This is a genomic window from Pseudoalteromonas sp. P80D2, assembly GCF_036680945.1.
Classification (GTDB): domain Bacteria; phylum Pseudomonadota; class Gammaproteobacteria; order Enterobacterales; family Alteromonadaceae; genus Pseudoalteromonas; species Pseudoalteromonas shioyasakiensis.
This window is the reverse complement of record NZ_JAZDAR010000047.1, coordinates 417586-441051: the sequence shown is the minus strand read 5'-3', so window position 1 is coordinate 441051 and position 23466 is coordinate 417586. Positions and strand designations below refer to the sequence as shown.

Below are 23466 nucleotides of genomic sequence, written 5' to 3'. Positions count from 1 at the left end.
ATAGTTTTTATGTGTTCACACCAACTCTGCTAAGGTGGCTAGTGCGACAATACTTGCCAGACCCACTTGGCCAATTAAGCTAAATAATGAGAACAACCTTAAAATAAACAGCCCCCATGGATGGCGAATATGCGGGTAAAGCGCACAGCGTTTCAAGCTTGTGGCAAAGAAAAAACATAAGATCGAAACCAACGTAAAGCTCAGCGTTAACTCACTTTTAATAGCAATGCTATCGTCAAAAAAGAAGAACAACTGCACAGGTAGTAACACAGTTACAATCGCATGTAGTAAGTGCACTTTTTTAACGCGATCAAACTGCCCTTCTGGCGAAAGCTCTTTAATGCCAAAGTCATGCTCAAGGCACTTTACTAAGTTATCCGCTTTAATGCTAACTGCTAGTCGGTAGCAACTTAGACCGTCGTTGTTACGAACTCTAAAGTCATAGCCCGCTTTTAAAAGCAATACCAGTAAAGGTCCATTCTCGGCTAATACAGCGTAATGTAATGCTGTATTCCCTTTATTGTCTTGGGCTTTTTTATCTTGATGTTCAAGTATTGTTTCAACAACATTCACATAGCCTTTTTCAGTAGCCCACATAAACGCAGTTTTACCATTTTCGTCAGCTAATGCACCGGTTGCGCCTTGCTCAATAAAACGCTTTGCCATGGTTTGTTTAGCATTTTCGTGGCTTAAGTGGGCTAGTAAAGCTTGTTCAAGCAACGATGCTGAATCAACATCAGGTGATACAAGTTTTAGTAAGGTGAAGTAATCTTCACCGTGAGCAACTTTTTCAGCCGCAAGCGCTGTTAATGGTTCAAGATCGGCCACTGAATCAGGAATAAAACCACTAAAACGCTCTCTAAAGTCAACTTCGGTCCATAGCTCCAATACATCGTCCGCAGACATTTTTGCACCGTGATTAAGAACATGTTCAATCACAGTAAAATAGCGACGATTAAATAACTGGTGGATGAGAGTTATAGGCGTTTTAACAGCCGATTGAGCAAATGCGCTAGCATACTTCTCTAAGCGCTGGCATAACATTAAAACAAGACTTTCAGGGGTGTAGTCGTTTTCTAAAAAATGCGTTTTCATAGCATTAATATAATGCAACGCAGCTTCATCAAACTCAGAAATATGTTGGAAATAACACTCTTCAAACGGTTCAAGAGGAGTCAACCAAGTAAGGTAGTAAATAGGCGGAAGAACCGTCGTACACACACCGTCATCTTCATTAGTAGAACGACATGCCGGCCAAGCTTCTAAAGCATCTAAAATATAGGCCCCGTTTTGCTCAGCTAATCCTTTGATTAGTAACGGGTATTCCTTTGGCCAAATCAGTACATTTTCCATTAAAAAAACACAACTCCGCTGCACATTATTCGATGTCTTATTAAGCAACTAGTTATAGCAAAATTTAACTGACAGTTTGCTTAATATTGCGACCAATAACACAGTATCTGAACAGATACTTTGGTAAACAAGAAAAGTAGCATGATTCTACCACAGAGGGTTACAGGTGCTAGCGCAAAGTAGGTGATTTTTAAAGAAAATAGAAAAGCAGCGGCACATGGACGGTACTCACTGCTTGGTTGGAGACTGAAAGTAGCTAAAATGCTCGATGAGGTGAAGGTAATCGAGCTTTAAGCTAACTTACTTACTTGCTAATTCGTGTGTCACTTCATCAATGCCAACTTGGCTGATGCGCTGCAATACTTCTTTTTGCTTCGCGCTTAACAGTGAAATACCTTCAGCAACGATATCGTATACTTTCCACTGCTTATCTTTGCCTTGGCGTAATTTAAAGTGCAGATCGATGGCTGGCGCATTGTCATCAACAATTTGCGTTTTAACAGTTGCATAACCATCGTCGATTAGCTGTGATTGATCAAAAATAACTTTTTGGCCTGTGTATTTCATTAGTGCGCCGGCATAAGTTACTGTTAAGTAATGCTCAACCGCAGCAATAAAATCAACGGCTTGGTCACGGCGTAGGCCTTTAATGTGCTTACCTAAAAGCTTATACGATACAAACTTAATATCCATGTGCGGCAATAAGCGTTTTTCTACAATGTTCGCCATTGCTTCTGAGCTTGCATCGCCTTTTGCATTTACATTTGCGATATCAACAAATAAATCTGCTGTGACTGATTCTAATAGTTGCTTAGGCGAGCGGTCTTCACTGGCAAAAGCAGTTGCAGTAAAAAGCGCAGCAATTAGCAAAAATGAGTTAACTAGTTTGGTCATCGTATTCACCTCTCAACGAAAATTTTCGCTAATATACCGATATTAAATCCATAAAAAAAGAAACAATCCGACACCGTTTTAATGCCAATTAAGCACCAATCGATTTTTCCCATAGTTTTCAGTTAATTGCTAAAAAATATGAGAATGTGCACAGCTTCTGTGTTTTTACGCACATTGAAAAGTTCTTACCCCCGCCCTTATCTACTTGCTCACAGTCATAATCAGAAGTACCGAGATGAAACTAAAACACCCACTAAAAGCACTTATGTTAAGTGTAGCCGCCCTACTAGCAACACCAACTTATGCTGCTTCAAATCATGGCTATGCCGTTGATTACATTCAAGGTGAAGGGGATGTAAAAGGCTTAAAACTGGCCTACCAGTACCACATACCCAATGAAAAGCTGCCCTTTCAACACGCCCGTTTGTACTTCGAGTCTAGTTTTAATATTTGGCAGTATGGCAAAGACAACAAACATCAAACGAATATCGTGTTAGCTATGTCTCCGGTGATCCAATACCCTGTGTTTAATGTGAAAAACATGCCTGTTTATGTGGAGTTTGGGATTGGCGTTTCACTGTTAGATGACACCCATTTTGCTGGCAAAAACGTTAGTACTCACTATCAGTTTGAGGATAGATTAGGTTTAGTTACAGACTTAGGTGACGACTCAACCTTAGCACTTAGATATTTACATTACTCAAATGCGGGGTTCAAAAGCCCTAATCCTGGCCTTGATTTTATTTCACTGTCTTATGCAAGACGATTTTAAGTGCTACTATATCGCTGTGTATATCGGCAGGATTTCATGATGGAAACTTGGCAAATTATAGCCATTGTTGTTGCCGTATTTGGTGTAGTAATTGGTAACCTTATGTTGCTAAAGCATGCAGCAAAAATGGACTTCAAAGTGCCTAAAAGCGATGATAATGAAGATAAAAAAAGCCCTGATGAATAATCAGGGCTTTTCTATTTTAGACTTCAGCTTAGTTTACACTAACCAATGTGCCATTAAGACAATCACCGGTAATGTTACTAAGGTTCTTAAAATAAAGATGAAGAACAATTCGATAATATTAACCGGAATTTTGCTACCTAAAAGCAGTGCACCTACTTCCGACATATAAATCAATTGCGTCACACTCATTGCAGCAACGATAAAGCGTGTTACATCACTTTCGATACTACCAGCCGCAAGAATCGACGGAATAAACATATCTGCAAAGCCAACCATAATTGTTTGTGCCGCAGCTTCAGCCTCTGGTACTTGCAATAGCTCTAAGAATGGTACAAACGGTTTGCCCATATATTCAAAAATTGGCGTATATTCAGCAATAATCAAGGCAAATGTGCCCACAGCCATAACCACAGGTAATACTGCAAATACCATATCAAATGCGTTATGTAAGCCTTCTTTTACTGTACCAGCAAAGCCCGGCGCGGTGCGCGCTTTAGCAAGTGCCACATCAAGTGAGTGAGAAACCAGTGTTTTACCTTCAGGCACTGATTCTGCGTCTTTATCAGGCTCTGTTCCATCTACATAGAGGTCTTTTTTGAAGCGTAGTGGTGGTAAACGAGGCACAATTAGTGCTGCGGCTAAACCAGCTAAGCACACTGTTAAGTAAAACGGTGCGAAAAGGTGCTCAAGCTTTACTTGGCCAATCACAACTAAACAAAAGGTAATTGATACAGCTGAGAAAGTAGTACCAATAATGGCCGCTTCGCGCTGTGTATAATGTTTATCTTCATACTGACGAGCGGTCATCAAAATACCCACACTGCCATCGCCTAACCATGATGCCACACAGTTAACCGCACTTCGGCCTGGCACACCAAAAAGCGGGCGCATAACTTTAGTTAATAAGGTACCGACTAGCTCTAACAAGCCAAAATTTAGTAATAACGGTAATAGTAAGCCCGCTAAAACAAACACAGAAAACAATACTGGCAACAAGTCGTTTAACACCAGTGCACCGGTATTACCGGAAATAATCATTTCTGGCCCTTGTTTGGTGTAGGTCAAAACGATAAAAAACATACCCAGTAATCGAACACTCAGCCAAAGCCAACTAACATCAAATAAATGTTTAATTATAAAGAACTTAAGTAATGGCTGCGGTTTAAACAACTTTATCACTAAAGATAAAATACCGGTGATGCAAACAATGCTGGTAATTAAACCCAGTGCAAATGGGCCAATCCATTCTTGCACTGCTTTTGCCATAACAGCAATCGGAATGGTCATTGCTTCACCTATGGGTACCGGCGTCATAAACAAGAAGACACCTATAAGTGAAGGAACGAAAAAGGTAAACAAGGTTCGCAAGTCACTGCGATTTGCTGTGTTTAAGTTAGACATATTTTCAACCTGTAAAAACCACAAAAAGAGCGGCTAAGCTCTTTTTGTGGTGGTTTTGACTTTTTTAATTATTAAATATTGATACCGCGCTGACGCAGTGCATTTTCTAATGCTTGCTGGAGGTCATTCATTGTACCAGGCTCTAATGTCGAACCTTCAGAGTCCATCCAAGTTAAACTTGTGCCGCCATCATTGGTGCGGCTAACAAGAATTTGGTATTGGCCATCTTCAATTGGCAGCTCAGCTAACTCTTCGCCCCAAATTGAATCCCATACGCTTGACTCAGGCTTTTTGTAATCAGCCGTGATCAAGCCACGCTCTTGGTCAATCTCTACGATAGTGAAAGATAAGCGTTCTAAGAAACCTGAGAAACGATCAAACACCATGTTGTAATCTTGCTCTGTAACCAGTGCCGCATTACCTTTGTTATCAAAGCCCATTTCTAATGAAATAATGCCTTGCTTTTTACGCATATCAACTTCAAGTTGACGGTAACGATAATCAAACTCTGCAATCACTTGGTTTAACGCACGAACTTCAAGCTGTTGCTGTAGTAATGGTGTTAACGGTACTGAGTCACTTTTATAATCAGCCAGCTTAGAGGTTAACGAAGCTGTACGCTGATGCGACTTTTCTTCAATTGTGAAGATAAAGCGCTGCTGTGATACTTCAGTTTCAGTTTCCCAGAACCAACCTTCTTCAGGTTTAATAATGGCATACCAACCTGTTTCAATTGAATTTGAGGCTTTGTCTTCTTTTAAAGCGGCGGTATTTTTTTCAGCTAGAACAGCTTTGATAGAGTCCCAAATAAATACATCTAAATCTTCGATACCATCGTTTTTATCAAAGTAGACACGTGCTTCTGTGTCACCTTCTTCAACCCAAGTACCTTGAGCAATGGTAATTACTTGCGCTGGCGGACGATAGTTTTTAGCTTCAGGATTGTTGTCGTATTGCGCAACATCCATTTTATAAGTTGGATCTTGAGCTGGTTGCGCTAATCCTGCTGGAGCTTTCACCGCTTCGTTAGCACGATAATTGCGTTTGTGGTGTGCTTCATCGGTAAAAACACCGCACCCTGTTAAACTTACCATTACGCTTACAGCAAGCGCCTTTGAGATCCAATACTGCACAGATATTTCTCCTTAGCAAACCCTTAATTTTTTTAACAAATATATGAGTGGGTAATGCCGATTTGGTTCACTGTAAAATCACTTTTAACTTTACATTTATTGTTTTTATGCAAAAAACCCGAATAGATTGGGCTAGCGTAACGTATTTGATTGCTTATCGCCTTGCAAAATTTTAACTATGGTACTTTCTGATGCCCCTAAAAACAAGAAAGAGCGCACTTTATTCACGGCTTAATTAATCGCCGCTATCGTTAACGGAGCAAATTATGTTAAACTTCGCCGCCGTGCGGTATTAAACTCACGTGAAATCAAAGCTTATTTAAGCTTATATCCATTGGTATTGTTATTTACTAGGTATTTAAAATTCCATGACTGCTTTTACAAATCATCAGATAGTGCTCACTGCGATTGGCGAAGATAGACCCGGTATCGTTAGCGAATTAACTCAGTTAGTGAGTGATTGCCATTGCAATATAATTGACAGTCGCATTGCTATTTTGGGCAACGAATTTACCTTTATCATGCTATTAGCAGGTGATATGTCGGCAATTAGCCGTATTGAACATACATTGCCAACTAAAGGTATGGAACTTGGTCTTTTAACCATGATGAAACGCACCGCAAGCCATGTTGCATGTGAATTTTGTGCCGGTTACACCCTCGAATACACAGGTATTGATACACCAGGAACATTAAGTAAAGTTACGCGCTTTTTTGCTGATAACAACATCAGCATTTGTTCTCTCAAGTCAGACACTTATGATGAAGATGACGAGCTTAAAATGCGCTGCGAACTCGAGTTTAATATTCCTGTTGAAGTCGATATTGATAACTTTAAAGTGAGCTTTGAAGATCTTTCTCGTAGTTTGAACGTAGATTATATTTTCAGACGCATTCGCTAAGGAGCAAAGCATGAAAACAATTAATCCATTACAAGCAGGCGATACAGCCCCTGCTTTTAGCTTACAAAATCAGAATGACGAAACTATCGCGCTAGCTGATCTTTTAAAAGAGCAGCAAGTACTGGTTTATTTCTACCCTAAAGCGTCAACACCAGGTTGTACTGTACAAGCAGAGAACTTACGTGATGAAAAAGCTGAGCTTGCTAAATTAAATACGCGTGTTGTGGGTATCAGCCCAGATCCAATCAAGCGTTTAAAGAATTTTGAAACCAAAAAAGAGCTTAACTTTGATTTACTAGCCGACGAAGATCACGCGATTGCTGATGCCTTTGGTATTTGGGGCTATAAGAAGTTTATGGGTAAAGAATACGAAGGAATTCATCGTATTAGCTTCCTTGTAGGCCAAGACGGTAAAATCAAACATGTGTTTGATAAGTTCAAAACTAAAGACCATCATCAGGTGGTGTTGGACTATTTAGCGCAGAATTGATAGTTACGAGTTACGAGTTACGAGTTACGAGTTACGAGTTACGAGTTACGAGTTACGAGAACATAGTAAAAAAGCGTTGCCATGGTGCAACGCTTTTTTGTTTTTAACTAGAAATATTAAACCCCGAGTCTACTTTATCGGGGTCAGATCACAGATCAGACGGCTGACGGCTGACGGCTGACGGCTGACGGCTGACGGCTTAATCCTAACTAATTCCTAAATATTTATGTACTTGAACCGATAAACGCCAGTTCTTTGCAATACAGGTTTCAATGGCAAGTTTGGTTGCTGAGGTTTTTTGGCTAATTGGTTGCAGATACACTAAACGTGGATTCACACCCGTTTTTAAGAATAAATCTTCGAGCTCTTCCACATGCTTTTGCATTGCCACTGGGTGTTTAATTTCATCAGCGCGTTGCATTGCACTGCGTAATACTTTATAGCCACCACGCATATTAATTTTTGGTGATACAGTCACCCATGTCTGCTCAGGGACTAAAATTTCAAATGTACCGCTGGTTTCAATTTGAGTCGAATAGCCATTTGCGTGTAATAATTCACACACTGGATTTAGGTCGTACATGCAAGGCTCACCACCGGTGATCACCACATGTTTTGCGTTGTAGCCACGTTCTTTAAATAGCGCTAACACTTGATCCGCTGTTGCTTCAGCCCAATGATCTGAGTCTGCTTTTTTCTCAACGGTGTCATCAAGTGACACTTTATATACGTTATCAACGTCCCATGTTTGTTTTGTATCACACCAAGCACAGCCCACAGGGCAGCCTTGTAAACGTAAAAAGATTGAAGGTGTACCCGTAAAACTCGCTTCACCTTGAATTGTTTCAAACACTTCGTTAATTTTGTACAAAAGACATCTCACTTACGACGCAACAGTATAAAATACATACCATCAAAAAAACCAAAAACACGCGCAAAAATTGTTATTTAGGCCCGAGCCGTGTAGTATATCGCGCCCTGAAGTAAACCTCTATCAAAAGTAAGAGCAAAACAGATATGACGCAAAAAGTAGTTGTGATTTATTCCGGCGGTATGGACTCATTTACCGTATTAAATAAAGCCCTGCAACAAGGCCACGAAGTATATGCCCTGTCGTTCGACTACGGCCAGCGTCATGTTAAAGAGCTTAAAGTAGCTGCTCAAGTATGTGAAAAGTTAGGAGTTTCTCACAAGATTGTTGATATTTCAGCGATCAACCAGTTGATTGGTGGCTCATCACTAACTGATGATATCGAAGTACCAGAAGGTCATTACGAAGAAGAAAGCATGAAGAGCACAATTGTGCCTAACCGCAACATGATTTTACTATCACTGGCTGTGGGTTATGCGGTGTCTTTAAAAGCCAGCAAAGTTTATTACGGTGCCCATTCAGGCGATCATGCTATTTACCCGGACTGCCGCCCTGAGTTCGTACAAAAAATGGATGATGTTTGCCGTATTGCCAATTACGACGCTGTTGAAATTTTCAGCCCGTACTTAAACAATACCAAAATCGACATTTTGACAGACGGTTTAAAAATGGGTCTTGATTACAGCCAAACATGGACCTGTTACAACGGCCGCGACAAAGCCTGTGGTAAATGTGGTGCTTGCCAAGAGCGCTTAGAAGCCTTTGCTTTAAATAACGTTACTGACCCTATCGAATACGAATAACCTTATTTAGAATGGGGCAGGTTAAGTTTAAAAGGCGAGTTTAACTCGCCTTTTTTGATTGTGTTTGTTGAATCAGATTTAACAGTTCTGCTGTGGCAGTTGCATCAGCTAACGCTCTATGATGATTCGTTAAATTCAATTCAAAATGTGCCGCTAAGTTACCGAGCGAATATGACTTAAGCTTTGGAAATGCCTTGCGTGATTCAACTACGGTACATAGCTTTGGCATTTTAAAGCCCTGCCCGATTGCACTGTATTCTTTGCGAATAAAGCCGTAATCAAAATTCACATTATGGGCAACAAATACGCTGCCTTTTAATAGTGAGCGCAGTGTATCAGCAACCTCTTCAAAGCGCGGCGCATCACGAACCATAGCGGCGTTTATCCCCGTTAACTTGGTGATAAAAGCAGGTATACTGCGCTCAGGATTGATTAAACTCGCCCATTGGTTGATTACTTCGCCCGCTTGTAACTGCACAACGGCTATTTCAGTAATTTTATTATTACCTTGTACGCCACCGGTGGTTTCTATATCCACCACACTATAAATACGATTCGGATCATTAAACCAATTTACCGCAACGATATTCACTGCAAAGCCATGTTGCTTTAATACCTCAATACTGACAAGTTGGTTGCGTCTTAGTTTGTCGCCAGGGGCTTTCACTTCTTCAAAGGTGAGCTTATCCCCTTTAAGCACCATCAAGTCTGGATAGCCATCTTTGAGCTGCTTAAAGGTTTTTGTCATTTGTAGTAAATGCGCTTTTAAATTTGTAAGCGGGCTGTGTTTTATTAATACCTCTAGCGGCTCTAACATGTCGCTGTGCCACACGAACACGCTATTGTGGGCTTCATAAAACTGCCCTACGTTTTTGCAAACATATTTATATAAGGCTTCATTACTAGTGAATTTGGCAAGCTTTTGCTCAATTTGTGTTTGTTGCACTGTGTAAAAACAATCAGCCAGCAACACCTTTGGATAAAGGTCAAATTCATTACACGGCGGGTGCGGGGTCTCTATAAAGAGTTCTTGCCAAAACGTTAAGGTAAAGAAGCTCAGCCAAAGATTATTCTCGGTAAAAAATACCGTATTACCAAGCTGTTGATAATGCTCACACACTCCTTGCTCTACATCGCCACGATAAATATCATCAACCTCTAATTGATGCTCTGTATCAATGAGCATTTGTGTTAGGCGTGAGCGTTGTTGCTTATTATATTTACGCTGTAAAAAGTCCTCTGCAAAATACAAAATGCCATCATCTAGTGGGTCTAGAATAACTTGTTCAAGCTTTTGTTCTACCCAGGTTTTATCACCTTGTTTGTAACGCTGGCGAATTGCTAGCTCTTGCGCTTCACTGCTACCTTCACAGTGCTCAAGTAATTCAAATGCAAATGCTAAGTCATGCTCTTTAAGCTGCTTATATAAGCGGATCAGTAATTTGTTTTTGATACTCTGGGCTAATTCATCTTCAGAGCTAATGGCTAAAAGTGCTTGGGCTAAGTTCTGATACTGAGATTCTGACTCGCTTTCTTTGAACTGCATTCGCAGCTTATTTAATTGATAATGCGTTTGTGCTTCGGCTAGTGTTTGAAAACGCGATATGCTCTCATTAACATCACCACGTACTTTTGCAATTCCTAAATCACGCATCACAAAACGATTTTGATGATTTATATCACCACCACTTAGCCGACCGCTATGTAAAAACTCGAAGTATTCATAATACTGACCACGGCTATTGACCACGAACTGACTAAACAACGCCACTAATTCACTGTGGTTACGATCAATATGCTCTTTACACAGTTGGGTCAAGCGCTGTTTACTGGCTGACTTTTTGTAATCAGGATAAGTCGCCATTAACTCATCATTTGCTAATAAGGTTAACAGGGTTGGTTTGGTTAAATGCTCAAGCAATAGATCTAATTCATCGCTGCTAGGATGTGCCACCAGCCCTTGCTGCTTTAGCTTAAAAATAGCACCGTGCAGATTAGGGATCTCTTCATAATTTAATGATGACAAAGCAACGATTTTTGGCTTTCGAGAAAAAATACGTAGCAAAGTACATAAACTTTGCTCATCAAGCTGAAGGAGTTTTTCAAGAAATAACTGCTGCTCTTCTACAAGCAGATGCCTGCACTGAGATTGAATAAATTCAGCAAGCTCAAAGAAGTGACTTAAATAATATTTTGCTGGTAGTTGTGTTTTCATAGCCAAACCTGATACTGTATATAAATACAGTATCAGGTATTAGCTAATTGATTTCAATGTTTGCGGTTATTTAACTTTTAAAATACCCACAATTGCGCAAATTGCGCCCCCGACCATACCGAGCCAAGCTTCAATTGGTGTATCACCACTAAACGTGCGGCTAATTTGCGCACTTGCAGAGTCATAAACGTTATATCCCCATACAGCTAGCGCCACACCAATAACGATTAAAGCAATACCTATAATTTTTCCCATCGTGTTGTTCCTTATTGTTATTAATTTCTTTTTGATAACCTCAGTGTTGCACACATATTAAACGCCTGCAAAGCATTAAGAAATAATCAAACTAAAGGTTATGTTTTGCCCACTTAACGACACCTGAAGTTCAGCGTCAATTGCTTTACTTAACGCTTTGGCAATAGATAAGCCTAACCCAAAGTTATCATTAGAGGTTCTGGCACTGTCTTTTTGCCAGAGTGGATCAAATAACTGGCTCAAATCGTCTTCTGTTAAAGGTACTTTTAATTCATTTTTAACAGAGAATTGCAGCTTATCCTCTTTCGTCAGTAGCGTACTTACAGTTACATCACTCTTGTCGGGGCTATATTGCTTTGCGTTATTTACAAGGTTGGTGATGATTGATTCAAGTGCAAATAAATTACTGACAATGGCAGGAATATCATCTTGAAACTCAAACTTAATTCGCTCTAAATCATGTTTTTCTAAGGTACGTAAAATAACCTGATTTAAATCGCATGCATCTTGCTTTGGGAGTGCTTCATCACTGTACTTATGCAGTAGTAATAAGTTCGACACAATACTCTTTAAACGCTGGCTAATTTTTAGCACTTCGGGTTTAAAGTCTGCCTCAAACTCTTTTTCATTTGGAAAACGAATGGCCACTTCAGCCATATTAATAAGCTCAGCTATAGGCGTTTTTAACTCATGAGCGATATCCGAGGTTAAGCGTCTTTCACGAAAATAAAGCTGGCGGTTTTCCCGTATAAAGGCATTTAAGCTATCAACAATGGGTTGCAGCTCTTTAACAGGCTCTTTTATTGTTATCACTGCATTTTTATCAGCTATACTGAGCTGGCTAATATCCCGGTTTAGTTTATTCAGCGGCGCTAAAGAACTGTCGACCGATTTACGCACAAATAGACGAATGAATACGATTACTGACACAGTAGAGACAACAAAAATAACGTCGATCAGCCATAAAACAAAGTCAACTTCTTCTGATGAAGCCGCATAAGCTAAGGTTATGGGTTGTTGCAAAGAGGTGTTAACGCCTTCAATAAAGTCTTCATCATCGTCTAGGTCTAAAGGCGGTATAAAGCGAGTATAAATAACCCGCCCATTGCGACCATCAGGTAACTCGGTATTGATGATTTTTGTCTCTCCAAGCTTTATTTTCTCTAGAGGTAGGTTCTTTTGTGAGAAAAGGTGCAAGCTTTCTGAACGCGCAAAAACCCCAGACTGCGACCAAATTTGAAAATACTCAGTTTCTGTACTGCCAGAAAACTCAGGCATGAATTGCCCTGAAAAATCAAAATCAATTTCTTCTTCGTCAATATCAATCAATGACATAAGCATGCCAGCTTTTGATTTCAAACCACGATTAAATTCGTTATCAATCCAACTATCAACGGCGATATCGGTAGCAACTAAAATACTCAGCACTAGCCCAGTTATAGTAATCGATAATGTGGTTACTAACTTACTGCGAATTGATTTCATTATTTTCCTTGAATGATATAACCAAAACCACGCTTTGTTTGAATAGGTAACTCGCCACCTGCTGCCCTCACCTTTTTACGCGCTGATGATAGGTGCGCTTCAATGGAGTTTTTCGAAACTAAGTCATATTGCCCAGCAATATAGGTACTTAACTTTTCAGCTGTGATCACTTTGTTTTGATTACTAAACAAGCACTCAACTATTTTATATTCGTTAGGGGTTAAATCGATAACGGTGTCGTTAACTTGCAAAAGTTTTAATTGTAAATTTAAAGCCAAGTTATCAATGCGGATCACATCACTGATTGTTTTCAGGCCGCCGCGACGCATTAAATTTAACAACCTTGCATGCAGCTCATCAAACGAAAATGGTTTGGTCAGGTAATCATCGGCCCCGGTGAGTAGCCCTTTCACTCTGTCTTCTGGTTCTTGTTTGGCAGATAAAATAAGTACACGCACGTCGAGCTGCTTTGCTCTTATGGTTTGTAATAACGTAATGCCATCAATACTGGGTAACATAATGTCGAGTATGATTAATTCGTACTCACCTGTCATTGCCATACTCAACCCTTCAGCGCCATCGCCGGTTTCATCAATAGTAAAACCTAGGTTCTCAAGGCCAATTCGTAGACTACGTCTTAATGACACCGAATCTTCTATAATCAACAATTTCATATGTTACTCATTTAGATAAAAACCGCTTTAGCGTCATCAGCTTACGCTTTAAATCTTAAGATTCACTTAAGATTTACTGAAGTTTTTCTAGTTTAGAAAATATTAAGATTACCATAAGGATTTCTTAAGTTTCGATTCCTAGTATTGCCGTAGTTTCGATTAAGTAAGTACGACTATGACAACAAAACTTTCTGTTTTAAAACCTTTGTTCCGTTTTTCATTAATTTTAATGTCAGTATTTATACTGTCGAGAATAGCCTTGCTTGTATGGCAACACCAAAGGTTAGCTGATGGCGATAGCCTAGCCGTTTTATTAGGAGGCTTAAGAGTCGACTTAAGCAGCTTAGGCTACTTGTCAGCCTTGGCTGTTTTAATGTTAGTCGCTGATGTACTTTTGCGCAGCAAAACTGCTTTTTTTCAGCATGTTTTTACTCTTTATAGCAGTATAGTTGTGACTTTAATCGTGGTTGTAGAGGCTTCGACCCCCGCGTTCATTACCCAATACGATGTACGACCAAATCGTTTATTTGTCGAATACCTAGACTACCCTCAAGAAGTCTTTTCTATGCTATTACATGGCCACCTATTTGCCATGATAAGCACCTTAATTATTGCAACGATTAGTTGTGTGTTTGCGTATCGTTTTATAAATGCAGCATTTAGCAAACAGCAAAATGCTAAAACGGTTAGCCAAGTGGTGATACTCGTTACTACTTTATTAGTTTGCTTAATTAGCGCAAGAGGCACTGCAAGCCATCGCCCGTTAAACCCTGCATTAGTGTACTTTTCAAGTGACTCACTGATTAACTCCTTGGCACTTAATTCAACTTACAGTGTTGCCTTTGCTATTAAGAGTATGGGCAATGAAAAAAATGCCAGTAGTTTATACGGTACCATGCCACGTGATGAGATTTTACAAACAGTAAAGCAAGCAGCCTATAAACAGCAGTTTATCACTGAGAAAATCCCTACCCTTGCCAACAACACACCTTTTAACACAGGCAAACAAAAGAATTTAGTGATCATTTTAGAAGAAAGCTTAGGTGCACGCTTTGTTGGCGAACTAGGTGGCATAGGTGTGACTCCTGAACTAGATAAGCTTTATCAACAAGGCTGGGGGTTTGATAACTTATACGCCACTGGCACACGCTCTGTTCGAGGGATTGAAGCGGTAACAACCGGGTTTCCCCCATCACCTTCGCGCTCGGTGGTCAAACTTTCTAAATCTCAGCGTAACTTTTTCTCTCTTGCTGATGTATTAGCCCGCACCGGTTATACCACCCAATTTATCTACGGCGGTGAAAGTCATTTCGATAACATGAAAAGCTTTTTCTTAGGCAATGGCTTTAGCGATATTGTCGATATTAATGACATACAAAGCCCAGAGTTTATCTCATCTTGGGGAGTAAGTGACGAAGACTTGTTTAATCAAGCTGATATAGAGCTAAGTGAGCTAAATAAATCAAGCAAACCATTTTTCAGCCTTGTGTTTACCTCAAGTAACCACGACCCATTCGATATTCCAGAGGGTAAAGTAACACTGCCTGAAGGCCACGACCCAGAAAACTACAAACGCGATCTAGCAATTAAATATGCTGACTATGCACTCGGTAAATTCATCGCAAAAGCAAAAACGCAAGATTACTGGCAAGACACCGTCTTTTTAGTGGTTGCAGATCATGATGTGCGCGTGTTTGGCTCAGAGCCTGTGCCGCTTAAATCTTTTCACATCCCTGCTGTGATCCTAAATAGTGATATGGATGCAAAGCGCGATACTCGCTTAGTCAGCCAAATTGATTTACCTGTTACTTTGTTGTCGTTATTAGGCGTTGAGCAAGCAACCCCCATGCTTGGTTATGATTTAACACAACAATACCCTGTTGAGCGCGCCATGATGCAGTACTACGACAACTTTGCTTACGTAGAAAATGGTGAAGCCGTGATCCTGATGCCAAACCAAAAAGTGAGCTATTGGCGCTATGACTCTACAAGTAAAACGCAAGTTGCCATCGATAACACAGATAGCAGCGTTGAGCTTGCCAAAAAAGCCTTAGCACACGTCTTATTTAGCAATTTAGCTTATACCGAACAGTTGTATCGCTTACCAAATAAATCGTAGCGATGAGGAATGATTATGAGCATGCAAATTAAACAACTCTTTACTAAAAAATGGCACGTTAGCTACAGCCAATTTGTCTGGCTGGTGTCGTTGTACTTGGTTATTGCATTTAATGGCCTGTTTTTATTTAACATGCTTGAAGCAGCCAGCAAACCTGAACATATCAATTGGTTATTTATAGCAAGCGTACCGTTTTTCTTATTAGCACTGACGGCAATGGTGTTAAGTTGGTTATCGCTAATCACCTTTGTTAAACCCGTGCTTTTAACAAGCGTCGTGGTTTCATCGTTGTTGTTTTATGCAACCTTAAATTACGGTGTTATCTTTGATAAAAGCATGCTGCAAAATATCTTAGAGACAAATTCAGGTGAGGCTTTTTCATACCTTAATGTACAAGTTATCGCTTTTATTACTGTGCTAGGCGTACTGCCTGCTTACTTGTTTTCTCGCTTTGAAATTGTCGGAAACTTTCGTGTTCGTCTTAAAAGCTTTGCGCTTCTTAACGTTACAGCGTTTATTGCTGTAGCTGTTATTGCCGTTCCTTTTTATAAAGATTACGCCTCTGTAGGGCGTAATAATCGTCAATTAACCAGCTACATTACCCCCTTTGCATTTTATACTGCGGGCTATAAGTACCTGCGCGATAATTATTTTTATCCACCTTTACCATTTAAAGTCTTAGATAAAACACCGCACCTATTAGCTAAGCAACAAAGTTCACTGACGATTATGGTGGTAGGTGAAACAGCGCGTGCAGCAAATTTCTCACTGCAAGGTTACGACAAGCCAACTAATCAATATACCCCTAAACTTGGCGTTAAATATTTCAGTGATGTTAGTTCATGTGGCACCGCAACGGCCATTTCTGTACCTTGCATGTTCTCGCGCTTAGACCGCAATCACTATGATTCGCGCATCGCGCAAAGCCAAGAAAATGCCCTAGATATCATTCAACGAAGTGGTGTAGAAGTAACGTGGATTGATAACAATAGCAGCTGTAAAGGGGTTTGTGTGCGGGTAAACTCAGAAACGGTAGAACCAACAAAGAGCAACCCACTTTGTGACGGACGCTATTGTTTTGATGAAGTACTGGTTGAAGAATTAGCTGCAAAGCTTGCCAAAAGTGATGCGAAACACCAACTATTGGTATTACATATGATTGGTTCACACGGGCCAACCTACTATCGCCGCTATCCAGAAAAAGACAGTAAATTTTTGCCTGATTGCCCACGTAGCGATATCCAAAATTGTAGCAGTGAGCAACTCACAAACACCTATGATAATACCATTGCTTATACCGACCTAGTGCTGAGTAAACTTATTAATTTACTGCAAAGCAGTCAGGCGGATGACAAAGCCCTACTGTATGTTTCTGATCACGGTGAATCACTGGGTGAAAAAGGCTTGTACTTACATGGCTTCCCGTATGCGTTAGCGCCTAAAGAGCAAACCCAAGTGCCTATGCTGTTTTGGAGTAATAAACTAGCCGATACCCGCTTTAATCAATGTATCGAACAGCAGCGTAACCATGCTTTTTCGCACGATAACATTTTTGACACCCTACTAGGCTTAACCCATGTACAAAGCACTGAATATCACCCAGAGCAAGATATCTTTAATGCTTGCTCAACACAAAGCTAACGAAATAGAGATTTCATACTATGCAATTTGATAGCACTAACAAACCCATTGGCATTAAACGTATTCGCCTTGCATTCAAAAACTCCCAACGAGCATTCACGTGGTTAGCAAAGCATGAGTCTGCTTTTAAACAAGAGCTGGTAATGTTGGTGCTTGCCATAGCGGTGGTTTTTGTATGGCAGATTAGTCTGTATGAGAAAATTATGCTGCTTGTATCAGTGCTATTTGTGATGTTTGCTGAAGTCGTCAATACGGCAATTGAAGCCGCCATTGACCGAATAGGCCTTGAAATTCATCCATTATCAGGCCTAGCTAAAGACTTAGGATCCGCAGCCGTACTGATTGCTTTAACGATTTGTGCGTTGGTATGGGGCGGCGTGTTTGTTAATAACCTAAGCTAACTCGCTTTTTTATCATCAGGGGTGTCATTACAAAGTGCACAGTGGCGCCCTTTTGATGAATGATATAAACGGGTTGCGATAAAAATGGCCGTGGCAATAAAAGACCAAAGTAGCGCAAAGCCTAACGCGCCCATTGTCTCGTGACCTTTTAGAATTTCCACCATAAATAATAAAATAGCCACTAACGTAAAAACTTTAGTGGTTCTTAGTATCCAAAATTTTGTACTCACAACTTACTCCTTTAAACGAGGCTCCTTAGAAAGAAGAAGTGTAGTACAAAATAAGAAAAACAACCTAAAAAGCTAAAACAGGCTCAGACAATATCTGTACATTATTTCTAAATACCTCTAAAAGCCCCGGCGGTGAGTGTTCAGTGCCAAGCACTATCACATGACAGACATAACGATAGCCATTGTTAGTAAAGGTATAAAAATGATTCCCTCCACTGCCATCAAAGCTTAATGTGCCCCCTGTGATCACAAGGCTTGGCTCATCTTGCATAGATTGATCAATCCCCCATGCTGCATAACGGTACTGATTATCAGCCAGTTCATCGATACGAATTAAATGCTGTTTTGTTTGCCACGTTAATATCGGCTTTATAAATTCACGGAGGCTTTTATGTAATGCTTGTTTTTGCTCGTCAATCAATGCTTCACGTCGTGCTTTTTCTGCCTCTGATTCATAAGGCACAGCCCAAATAGAGCCATCAAAGTCTAACCACAATTTGCCTGAATCAAACATGATGCCGCGCCACCCCATCATCTCCCAATCATGGCGAATATTTGAGTTCACGATTTTTTCGACAAACTCTTTATCAAAAATTTGCTCAAAGTTTTCTATAAGCATTTGCTCATTTTCAATTGCTTGCAGCGGCTCTTTGCGCTGCAGTGGATAATGCACTCGCTTAGCAATGGCAGCTTTATCACCTGCCTTAAATGCCGCAACCACAGGTTTGACAATATTTATGTGCTTTGTTGCGGCAAGACCACTGAATGCCATCAACAAAAGGAATAGATAAACACAGTACTTAAAAAATCTCATTAATTACTCGACCACCAAATCAAACACAACATTGACACTTGCTCTGAAGGTAATCGATTCTTGTAAATACTTACCTTCTGGGACTGTATTAATACGTGAGCCCGTGACCATGATTCGTTCAATATTTGTATTGCTACCATAGCCAAAGTGACTACCTATCTCTTGCGATTGAATACTATACACCCGACCAAGTTTCGCTTCGAATGCGCTTGCAAGGCTACTTCCCTGCTGTTTGGCATTCGCAACTGCTTTATCAAGAGCGGCTTGCTCGTAATCTGAGGCTTTGGTTGATAAAAGTTGAATTTGCTCGATTTGATTGACACCCACTTTAAGCGCAAAGTTTAAAAAGCCGTCCAGAAGGGAGAGTTTTTTAAGGCTGACTTTGACCTTGCGCGTGGCTCGAAAGCCATCTTTAACTTGGTTATCGTTTTCGTCATAGCGCATATTGGGCTCTAAAAATATCCGCCCCGCAGAGATACTTTTCTCGTCTATAGAGAAATTATTTAAGCCCGCCAGGAGTTCATTAACTTGCGCATCGACTTGCTGCTTAGCCTGCACGCTTTCAGCTTTTACCGCTTCAAACTCTAACGTGATGTCAGCCCTATCGGGGGCTGTACGCACAACTGCCTCACCTTTAACAACAATATGACGATTATCCGGCAGACTTGTTGCAGCCATCGCAGAACTTGAACATAAAACTAATGGTAACAGCAATTTAAGCATCGTAACCTCTCCCTAGAAAAAGTTATGATGCCTTGCTACAGCAGGAAAGTATAGTAATGCATACTTTCTTTCGATGTAAAAAAAGCGAGTGATGATAACTCACCACTCGCAAACTCATCGAAGTTAAGATGATAGGAAATAAAAACTAATCGGCTTTAACTTGCCATCGCATTGTCGACGTAATCTTCGACCATATCGGCAAAATCTTGGTCAACAATACCCAGCTCTGCAAAGCACAGCTCTTTAATCTTAAACCACTCGCTTGAATATTGTTGGTGACGGGCATAGTCTACAGCACTTTCTGCACATTTTAAGATGGCGTACGCCATACGTTGTTGTTCATCATTGTTTTGCTCTAAAAAGTGCGTGTTATGATGATTTAAAATAACGTGACAAAGTGGCTTAGGTAGGTGCCAAGATACCGAGATAAAATAGCCAATCACCGCATGGTCGCACTGATAACGTGCTTGTTCTAGGTCGGTAATCGCATACTCTTTAGCTAAATTTGCTTGCTTGAGAACCTCAACATAGTCTTTAAATTTTAATGCCATAGCCGCAATACCGACATTATGAAAAAGCCCTAATGAATAAAGCTCGTCCACTGGCATTAATGACTTATAACTGTTACCAAGCTGCACACAGGCATTCGCAACTTCAACCGACTCATCCCAAAAGCGCTCTAGGCTAATACAGGCATTGCCTTTAAAATTTTGCTTAAGCAGCGCCAAAGTTACCAACTGGTTAAGCTGATCTAACCCTAAAAACATCGCCGCTTGGCGTATATCACTAATGGTGCGTTGTAAGCCAAACACCGGGCTGTTTATTGTTTTTAATAATAAAGCTGAAAGACTGATGTCTCTTGATATTAGCTGAGCTATTTTATCTAAGCTTGCATCCGATTTTTGCACTTCATCGGCAATTTGGCTCAATAGTTCAGGTTTAGGTGGAATATGAAAACCGCGTTCAAGCGAAACTAGGCGTTGTTCATCTAAGTTGATCATTTGCCCAAGAGCCTCCGTTAATAAGCAACGAGCAATTTAATAGTTTAGATGGGTAAAATACCCTAAGAACTTTGCCTTAGTATTGTTTGAGATCAATGTGTTGCGAAGAAAGGAAATTAATTAGTAAAAAGCTAACACGGCACATTATGGCAGGTTGCTATAATAATATGCCGTCTTTTTGAAGGATTTACTTAGTGAGCAAGTACGCTTAGCCACTCATCAGGGTTTGCTAAAATGAACTCAAATACATCGTTGTTATTTAAAGTAATACGAATTCCATCTGCTGTGATTGGCAAAATACCCGCGCCTTTACCTGAACACTTATCAACGTTATTGATGTGCGCTCGTGGAAGCGTGTATGGACCTAAGCCTAACTCTTTATTAAACGGTTCAAAAACAATCTCTTGCTCAGTAACTAAAAGCTTACCATCCGCTTTTGCGACACCCGATTGAATAGTTGCTATTGATTCTTTGACTGTTTGCGCGTGCATATCCTTTTCTCCACCTAACAAATGAGTGTGGCTTACACTCAATTAAATCATAAAAATTGCGTACCAACTTAAGATACAGCAAGTGCGAAAAAAGTACAGTGCAATTGATTTCAAACTTTTTTATAAAAAAACTTAATTATTCGCTCTAAGTTATTTTTACCTTAGTTGTTAAGGTTTTTTATTATCCTCACAAAAAGTCATTCTGATATAAGCCTTTCTTATGTGAACAAATAAAAATGCGCTATGCTTAAATTAACAGCTAGATAGGTGCGGTAAACAGATGACAAAAGCGTTGCAGCAAACTAAAAACAAGTTGAAAGTGAATGCAATTATCGTGATTGCATTAGTAACGTCACTCACCATTACCTCATTATTCTTTTACAAAAATGTCGACTCACAATGGCATGACTATTCAAAAACCGCCGCACACGTTTATGTACTTCACGACAAGCTCATTCAAAGACTTGGTTATGGTGGCTTTATTCACCATTTTAAAAACCTAGTGCTTAGAAAAAATACAGAACTGTATCTTCCGCCCATTGAAAGTGAACTCACCGAAATAAAAGAGATCCTTGCCAAGCTTGGCGCAATCAAAGAATACGACAAAACTGCACTTACTGACGTTAAAAAAACGGTTATTGAGTATGAAAGTAAAGTCAATATTGTTTTAACGATGATTGCCGATGGCGCAACAAGCGAGCAAATAGACTCTACAGTAAAGGTAGATGACAAAGCAGCACTAAAGGCACTTGCCGCGTTCGAGCAACATGTAAACTTCATACTTAAAGATAAAAGCATCGCCATTGATGAAAACTTCCAAATTGCTTACATCGTGCATGTATTAACGATTATATTGCTCACCAGCATATTGCTTATTTACTTTAGAAAGCTTTCTAACTCTTATAAACAACAGATTGAGCTCACTGAGCGTGCGGTAGAAGGAGCGAGAATAAAATCAGAATTTTTAGCCAATATGAGCCATGAAATACGCACCCCACTTAATGGCATTATGGGGCTGTTGCAGGTTTTGCAACCAAATATTCAAAAACCGAAGAATATAGAAGTTGTTTCTAAGGCGCTGTTTTCTTGTCGATCACTCCTTACCATTATCAACGATATTTTAGATTTTTCGAAAATGGAGGCGAACGAGCTTTCGATTGAACAGGTGGACTTTTCGATGTCGAAGGTCGTTGAGTCAATCAATTCTGATTTTCTGCCGCTTTGTAACGAAAAAGCAATTGATTTAAACATAGATATAGACGATGACGTTGAAGATTTATGGATAGGAGACCCAGTTCGAGTTCGGCAAATTATTTTAAACCTGGTTTCTAACGCCGTTAAATTTACCGAGCAAGGTGGCGTGCAAGTAAAAATAAATAAGTCTTTGCAAAGCCAAAACCAAAAGCAAGGTGTTGAGATAGAAGTGATTGATACCGGCATTGGTATGAGCAAAGAGGGTTTAATGCACCTGTTTAACCGTTTTCAGCAAGCCGATAACAGCATAACGCGGCGTTTTGGCGGGACAGGATTAGGAATGTCGATCACCGCGAATCTTATTAACCGCATGAACGGCACTATTGATGTTGACAGCGCGCTCGGTAAAGGCACCCATTTCACCGTTTATTTACCGCTCAAAGTATCTGAAAAGCAACACTTACATGATAGCTTTACCGATGTGACTGCACCTGACTTATCGGCTAAAACACTGTTGATTGCTGAAGATAACCCACTCAATACCATGATCATCAAGTCAATGCTTGCAGAAACCAACGCTGACCTTCACTTTGCAAAAGATGGTGCCGAAGCAGTCGAGCTATTTAAACAACTCAACCCCATTTTAGTTTTAATGGATATACAAATGCCCACAATGGGGGGAATAGAAGCCTGCTCACATATTCGTAGTATTGATAAAGAGGTGCCTGTTATTGCCTTGACTGCCAACGTGATGAAAGAAAATATCATCGAATACATGAATTGTGGTTTTAATGGCCACGTAGGCAAACCCATTGAAAAACATTTACTATTTAAAGCGCTGCATGATGTGATTGCGGTTAGCCGTGACGAGCTCATAGACTAGGCTTCCCAAGCAGAAAAGTTTTATCTCCACTTTATTTTCAATGACTTACAACTTCACTTCTACGTTTCTCCTGCTGATTCAAAATCGTATAATTTTTATCCAATATTAATTGACTTGGCTAAAAAGATCCCTCATAGTCGAAAAAATCATCAGTACACATTAGACCAAATTATAAAACCAAGTAGCAACTAAAATGCTATCAACAAAAATGTGGAGGAGATGCGTTATGAACCGTAAGTCAAAATTAATCTACCGTATTATGTTGGACTCTAAGCTTCATAGCCGTAATAAAGAGATATCACTCGATAAACTAAAACAAGGCTGCTGCCTAAGTGACTCTGAATTACTAACCATTATAAAAGAGCTAGAAATTAAAAAACTGATCAGCTGGGATGCCAGTAAATCTACTTTTATGATTTCAGCCTAGCTCGGCATATTTAAACGACAGCTTAGCTTTTTCTTGCTGTCGTTTTACATACTCCCTCACATCCTATTTAATCCTTTAAGTATTTAGCCCCCATCCAAATATAATTAA

The 23466-nt window shown here is 40.0% G+C and carries 24 protein-coding genes; 10 read left to right on the top strand and 14 right to left on the bottom strand.

Annotated features, from left to right (window positions below):
- Positions 1-15 precede the first annotated feature (15 nt).
- Both VRK28_RS14030 and VRK28_RS14025 read right to left on the bottom strand, forming a co-directional pair.
- The gene (locus VRK28_RS14030) at positions 16-1353 is read right to left on the bottom strand and encodes an ankyrin repeat domain-containing protein (RefSeq protein ID WP_054563599.1); all 1338 of its coding nucleotides are present in this window, start codon (positions 1351-1353) and stop codon (positions 16-18) included.
- Between the two features lie 300 nt (positions 1354-1653).
- On the bottom strand, positions 1654-2247 hold the full coding sequence (locus VRK28_RS14025; protein ID WP_054563598.1) for an MlaC/ttg2D family ABC transporter substrate-binding protein: 594 nt from the start codon (positions 2245-2247) through the stop codon (positions 1654-1656).
- A gap of 235 nt (positions 2248-2482) precedes the next feature.
- On the opposite strand from VRK28_RS14025, the gene VRK28_RS14020 reads away from it, so the two are divergent.
- Both VRK28_RS14020 and VRK28_RS14015 read left to right on the top strand, forming a co-directional pair.
- The gene (locus VRK28_RS14020; RefSeq protein ID WP_171037171.1) at positions 2483-3019 is read left to right on the top strand and encodes an acyloxyacyl hydrolase; all 537 of its coding nucleotides are present in this window, start codon (positions 2483-2485) and stop codon (positions 3017-3019) included.
- Between the two features lie 39 nt (positions 3020-3058).
- Positions 3059-3205 (top strand): DUF2897 family protein, encoded by a 147-nt coding sequence (locus tag VRK28_RS14015; protein WP_082389286.1) that lies wholly within the window; start codon positions 3059-3061, stop codon positions 3203-3205.
- 33 nt (positions 3206-3238) lie between these two features.
- On the opposite strand, the gene VRK28_RS14010 is transcribed toward VRK28_RS14015, so the two are convergent.
- Both VRK28_RS14010 and bamC read right to left on the bottom strand, forming a co-directional pair.
- The gene (locus VRK28_RS14010) at positions 3239-4606 is read right to left on the bottom strand and encodes a YjiH family protein (protein ID WP_130166734.1); all 1368 of its coding nucleotides are present in this window, start codon (positions 4604-4606) and stop codon (positions 3239-3241) included.
- Positions 4607-4677: 71 nt separating this feature from the next.
- Positions 4678-5739, bottom strand: coding sequence for an outer membrane protein assembly factor BamC (gene bamC / locus VRK28_RS14005; RefSeq protein ID WP_130166733.1), 1062 nt, complete (start codon positions 5737-5739; stop codon positions 4678-4680).
- 368 nt (positions 5740-6107) lie between these two features.
- Here bamC and VRK28_RS14000 point away from each other — a divergent pair, with 368 nt between their 5' ends.
- Together VRK28_RS14000 and bcp are read left to right on the top strand one after the other, a co-directional pair.
- Complete coding sequence (locus VRK28_RS14000; RefSeq protein ID WP_054553746.1) at positions 6108-6641, top strand: glycine cleavage system protein R; 534 nt, start codon at positions 6108-6110, stop codon at positions 6639-6641.
- Between the two features lie 10 nt (positions 6642-6651).
- Positions 6652-7131, top strand: coding sequence for a thioredoxin-dependent thiol peroxidase (bcp, locus tag VRK28_RS13995; RefSeq protein ID WP_062566935.1), 480 nt, complete (start codon positions 6652-6654; stop codon positions 7129-7131).
- A 205-nt stretch (positions 7132-7336) separates the two neighbouring features.
- On the opposite strand, the gene queE is transcribed toward bcp, so the two are convergent.
- Complete coding sequence (gene queE, locus VRK28_RS13990; RefSeq protein ID WP_130166731.1) at positions 7337-8002, bottom strand: 7-carboxy-7-deazaguanine synthase QueE; 666 nt, start codon at positions 8000-8002, stop codon at positions 7337-7339.
- Between the two features lie 122 nt (positions 8003-8124).
- Here queE and queC point away from each other — a divergent pair, with 122 nt between their 5' ends.
- On the top strand, positions 8125-8805 hold the full coding sequence (gene queC / locus VRK28_RS13985; RefSeq protein ID WP_268795049.1) for a 7-cyano-7-deazaguanine synthase QueC: 681 nt from the start codon (positions 8125-8127) through the stop codon (positions 8803-8805).
- A gap of 40 nt (positions 8806-8845) precedes the next feature.
- On the opposite strand, the gene VRK28_RS13980 is transcribed toward queC, so the two are convergent.
- The 4 genes from VRK28_RS13980 to VRK28_RS13965 all read right to left on the bottom strand — a co-directional run bounded on the left by VRK28_RS13980 (position 8846) and on the right by VRK28_RS13965 (position 13434).
- Positions 8846-11020, bottom strand: a complete 2175-nt coding sequence (locus tag VRK28_RS13980) for an exonuclease domain-containing protein (RefSeq protein WP_130166730.1) — start codon at positions 11018-11020, stop codon at positions 8846-8848.
- A gap of 66 nt (positions 11021-11086) precedes the next feature.
- Positions 11087-11275, bottom strand: a complete 189-nt coding sequence (locus VRK28_RS13975) for a DUF3185 family protein (protein ID WP_054553751.1) — start codon at positions 11273-11275, stop codon at positions 11087-11089.
- Between the two features lie 75 nt (positions 11276-11350).
- The gene (locus VRK28_RS13970; RefSeq protein ID WP_130166729.1) at positions 11351-12760 is read right to left on the bottom strand and encodes a sensor histidine kinase; all 1410 of its coding nucleotides are present in this window, start codon (positions 12758-12760) and stop codon (positions 11351-11353) included.
- Positions 12760-13434, bottom strand: a complete 675-nt coding sequence (locus VRK28_RS13965) for a response regulator transcription factor (protein WP_062566930.1) — start codon at positions 13432-13434, stop codon at positions 12760-12762. The genes VRK28_RS13970 and VRK28_RS13965 overlap by 1 nt, the downstream gene beginning before the upstream one ends.
- Before the next feature lie 175 nt (positions 13435-13609).
- Between VRK28_RS13965 and VRK28_RS13960 the strand changes: the two genes are divergently transcribed.
- From VRK28_RS13960 to VRK28_RS13950, 3 genes are read left to right on the top strand one after another with little or no spacing between them, the layout of a single operon-like run.
- Entirely contained in the window at positions 13610-15553 is a 1944-nt protein-coding gene (locus VRK28_RS13960; protein WP_130166728.1) for an LTA synthase family protein, read from the top strand.
- 15 nt (positions 15554-15568) lie between these two features.
- A complete protein-coding gene (locus VRK28_RS13955) occupies positions 15569-17194 on the top strand; it encodes a phosphoethanolamine transferase (protein ID WP_332394045.1) in 1626 nt (541 codons plus the stop codon).
- A 20-nt stretch (positions 17195-17214) separates the two neighbouring features.
- Positions 17215-17595, top strand: coding sequence for a diacylglycerol kinase (locus tag VRK28_RS13950; RefSeq protein ID WP_062566928.1), 381 nt, complete (start codon positions 17215-17217; stop codon positions 17593-17595).
- Here VRK28_RS13950 and VRK28_RS13945 read toward each other — a convergent pair.
- The 5 genes from VRK28_RS13945 to VRK28_RS13925 all read right to left on the bottom strand — a co-directional run bounded on the left by VRK28_RS13945 (position 17592) and on the right by VRK28_RS13925 (position 20854).
- Positions 17592-17825 carry a hypothetical protein gene (locus tag VRK28_RS13945; protein WP_062566927.1) on the bottom strand — a complete coding sequence of 78 codons (234 nt, stop codon included), beginning with the start codon at positions 17823-17825 and terminating at the stop codon, positions 17592-17594. The two genes, VRK28_RS13950 and VRK28_RS13945, sit on opposite strands and share 4 nt — an antisense overlap.
- 64 nt (positions 17826-17889) lie before the next feature.
- The gene (locus tag VRK28_RS13940) at positions 17890-18639 is read right to left on the bottom strand and encodes a hypothetical protein (RefSeq protein ID WP_130166727.1); all 750 of its coding nucleotides are present in this window, start codon (positions 18637-18639) and stop codon (positions 17890-17892) included.
- Positions 18640-18642: 3 nt separating this feature from the next.
- Positions 18643-19362 carry an SIMPL domain-containing protein gene (locus tag VRK28_RS13935; protein ID WP_062566925.1) on the bottom strand — a complete coding sequence of 240 codons (720 nt, stop codon included), beginning with the start codon at positions 19360-19362 and terminating at the stop codon, positions 18643-18645.
- 155 nt (positions 19363-19517) lie between these two features.
- The gene (locus VRK28_RS13930; RefSeq protein WP_062566924.1) at positions 19518-20363 is read right to left on the bottom strand and encodes an HDOD domain-containing protein; all 846 of its coding nucleotides are present in this window, start codon (positions 20361-20363) and stop codon (positions 19518-19520) included.
- 191 nt (positions 20364-20554) lie between these two features.
- On the bottom strand, positions 20555-20854 hold the full coding sequence (locus tag VRK28_RS13925) for a hypothetical protein (protein WP_062566923.1): 300 nt from the start codon (positions 20852-20854) through the stop codon (positions 20555-20557).
- Between the two features lie 280 nt (positions 20855-21134).
- Between VRK28_RS13925 and VRK28_RS13920 the strand changes: the two genes are divergently transcribed.
- Positions 21135-22931 (top strand): ATP-binding protein, encoded by a 1797-nt coding sequence (locus tag VRK28_RS13920; protein WP_062566922.1) that lies wholly within the window; start codon positions 21135-21137, stop codon positions 22929-22931.
- Between the two features lie 226 nt (positions 22932-23157).
- Positions 23158-23358, top strand: a complete 201-nt coding sequence (locus VRK28_RS13915; protein WP_062566921.1) for a hypothetical protein — start codon at positions 23158-23160, stop codon at positions 23356-23358.
- The last annotated feature ends 108 nt before the right edge of the window (positions 23359-23466 follow it).

Bases quoted from the DNA above. Each gene is read 5' to 3' on its own strand.
- VRK28_RS13950 (WP_062566928.1), top strand. From the start codon at position 17,215: ATGCAATTTGATAGCACTAACAAACCCATTGGCATTAAACGTATTCGC.
- VRK28_RS13955 (WP_332394045.1), top strand. From the start codon at position 15,569: ATGAGCATGCAAATTAAACAACTCTTTACTAAAAAATGGCACGTTAGC.
- VRK28_RS14025 (WP_054563598.1), bottom strand. From the start codon at position 2,247: ATGACCAAACTAGTTAACTCATTTTTGCTAATTGCTGCGCTTTTTACT.
- VRK28_RS14030 (WP_054563599.1), bottom strand. From the start codon at position 1,353: ATGGAAAATGTACTGATTTGGCCAAAGGAATACCCGTTACTAATCAAA.
- VRK28_RS13965 (WP_062566930.1), bottom strand. From the start codon at position 13,434: ATGAAATTGTTGATTATAGAAGATTCGGTGTCATTAAGACGTAGTCTA.
- VRK28_RS13935 (WP_062566925.1), bottom strand. From the start codon at position 19,362: ATGCTTAAATTGCTGTTACCATTAGTTTTATGTTCAAGTTCTGCGATG.
- VRK28_RS13960 (WP_130166728.1), top strand. From the start codon at position 13,610: ATGACAACAAAACTTTCTGTTTTAAAACCTTTGTTCCGTTTTTCATTA.
- VRK28_RS13940 (WP_130166727.1), bottom strand. From the start codon at position 18,639: ATGAGATTTTTTAAGTACTGTGTTTATCTATTCCTTTTGTTGATGGCA.
- VRK28_RS13980 (WP_130166730.1), bottom strand. From the start codon at position 11,020: ATGAAAACACAACTACCAGCAAAATATTATTTAAGTCACTTCTTTGAG.
- VRK28_RS13915 (WP_062566921.1), top strand. From the start codon at position 23,158: ATGAACCGTAAGTCAAAATTAATCTACCGTATTATGTTGGACTCTAAG.
- bcp (WP_062566935.1), top strand. From the start codon at position 6,652: ATGAAAACAATTAATCCATTACAAGCAGGCGATACAGCCCCTGCTTTT.
- VRK28_RS13975 (WP_054553751.1), bottom strand. From the start codon at position 11,275: ATGGGAAAAATTATAGGTATTGCTTTAATCGTTATTGGTGTGGCGCTA.
- VRK28_RS14010 (WP_130166734.1), bottom strand. From the start codon at position 4,606: ATGTCTAACTTAAACACAGCAAATCGCAGTGACTTGCGAACCTTGTTT.
- VRK28_RS14015 (WP_082389286.1), top strand. From the start codon at position 3,059: ATGGAAACTTGGCAAATTATAGCCATTGTTGTTGCCGTATTTGGTGTA.
- VRK28_RS13920 (WP_062566922.1), top strand. From the start codon at position 21,135: ATGACAAAAGCGTTGCAGCAAACTAAAAACAAGTTGAAAGTGAATGCA.
- VRK28_RS13930 (WP_062566924.1), bottom strand. From the start codon at position 20,363: ATGATCAACTTAGATGAACAACGCCTAGTTTCGCTTGAACGCGGTTTT.
- VRK28_RS13970 (WP_130166729.1), bottom strand. From the start codon at position 12,760: ATGAAATCAATTCGCAGTAAGTTAGTAACCACATTATCGATTACTATA.
- VRK28_RS14020 (WP_171037171.1), top strand. From the start codon at position 2,483: ATGAAACTAAAACACCCACTAAAAGCACTTATGTTAAGTGTAGCCGCC.
- VRK28_RS13925 (WP_062566923.1), bottom strand. From the start codon at position 20,854: ATGCACGCGCAAACAGTCAAAGAATCAATAGCAACTATTCAATCGGGT.
- VRK28_RS14000 (WP_054553746.1), top strand. From the start codon at position 6,108: ATGACTGCTTTTACAAATCATCAGATAGTGCTCACTGCGATTGGCGAA.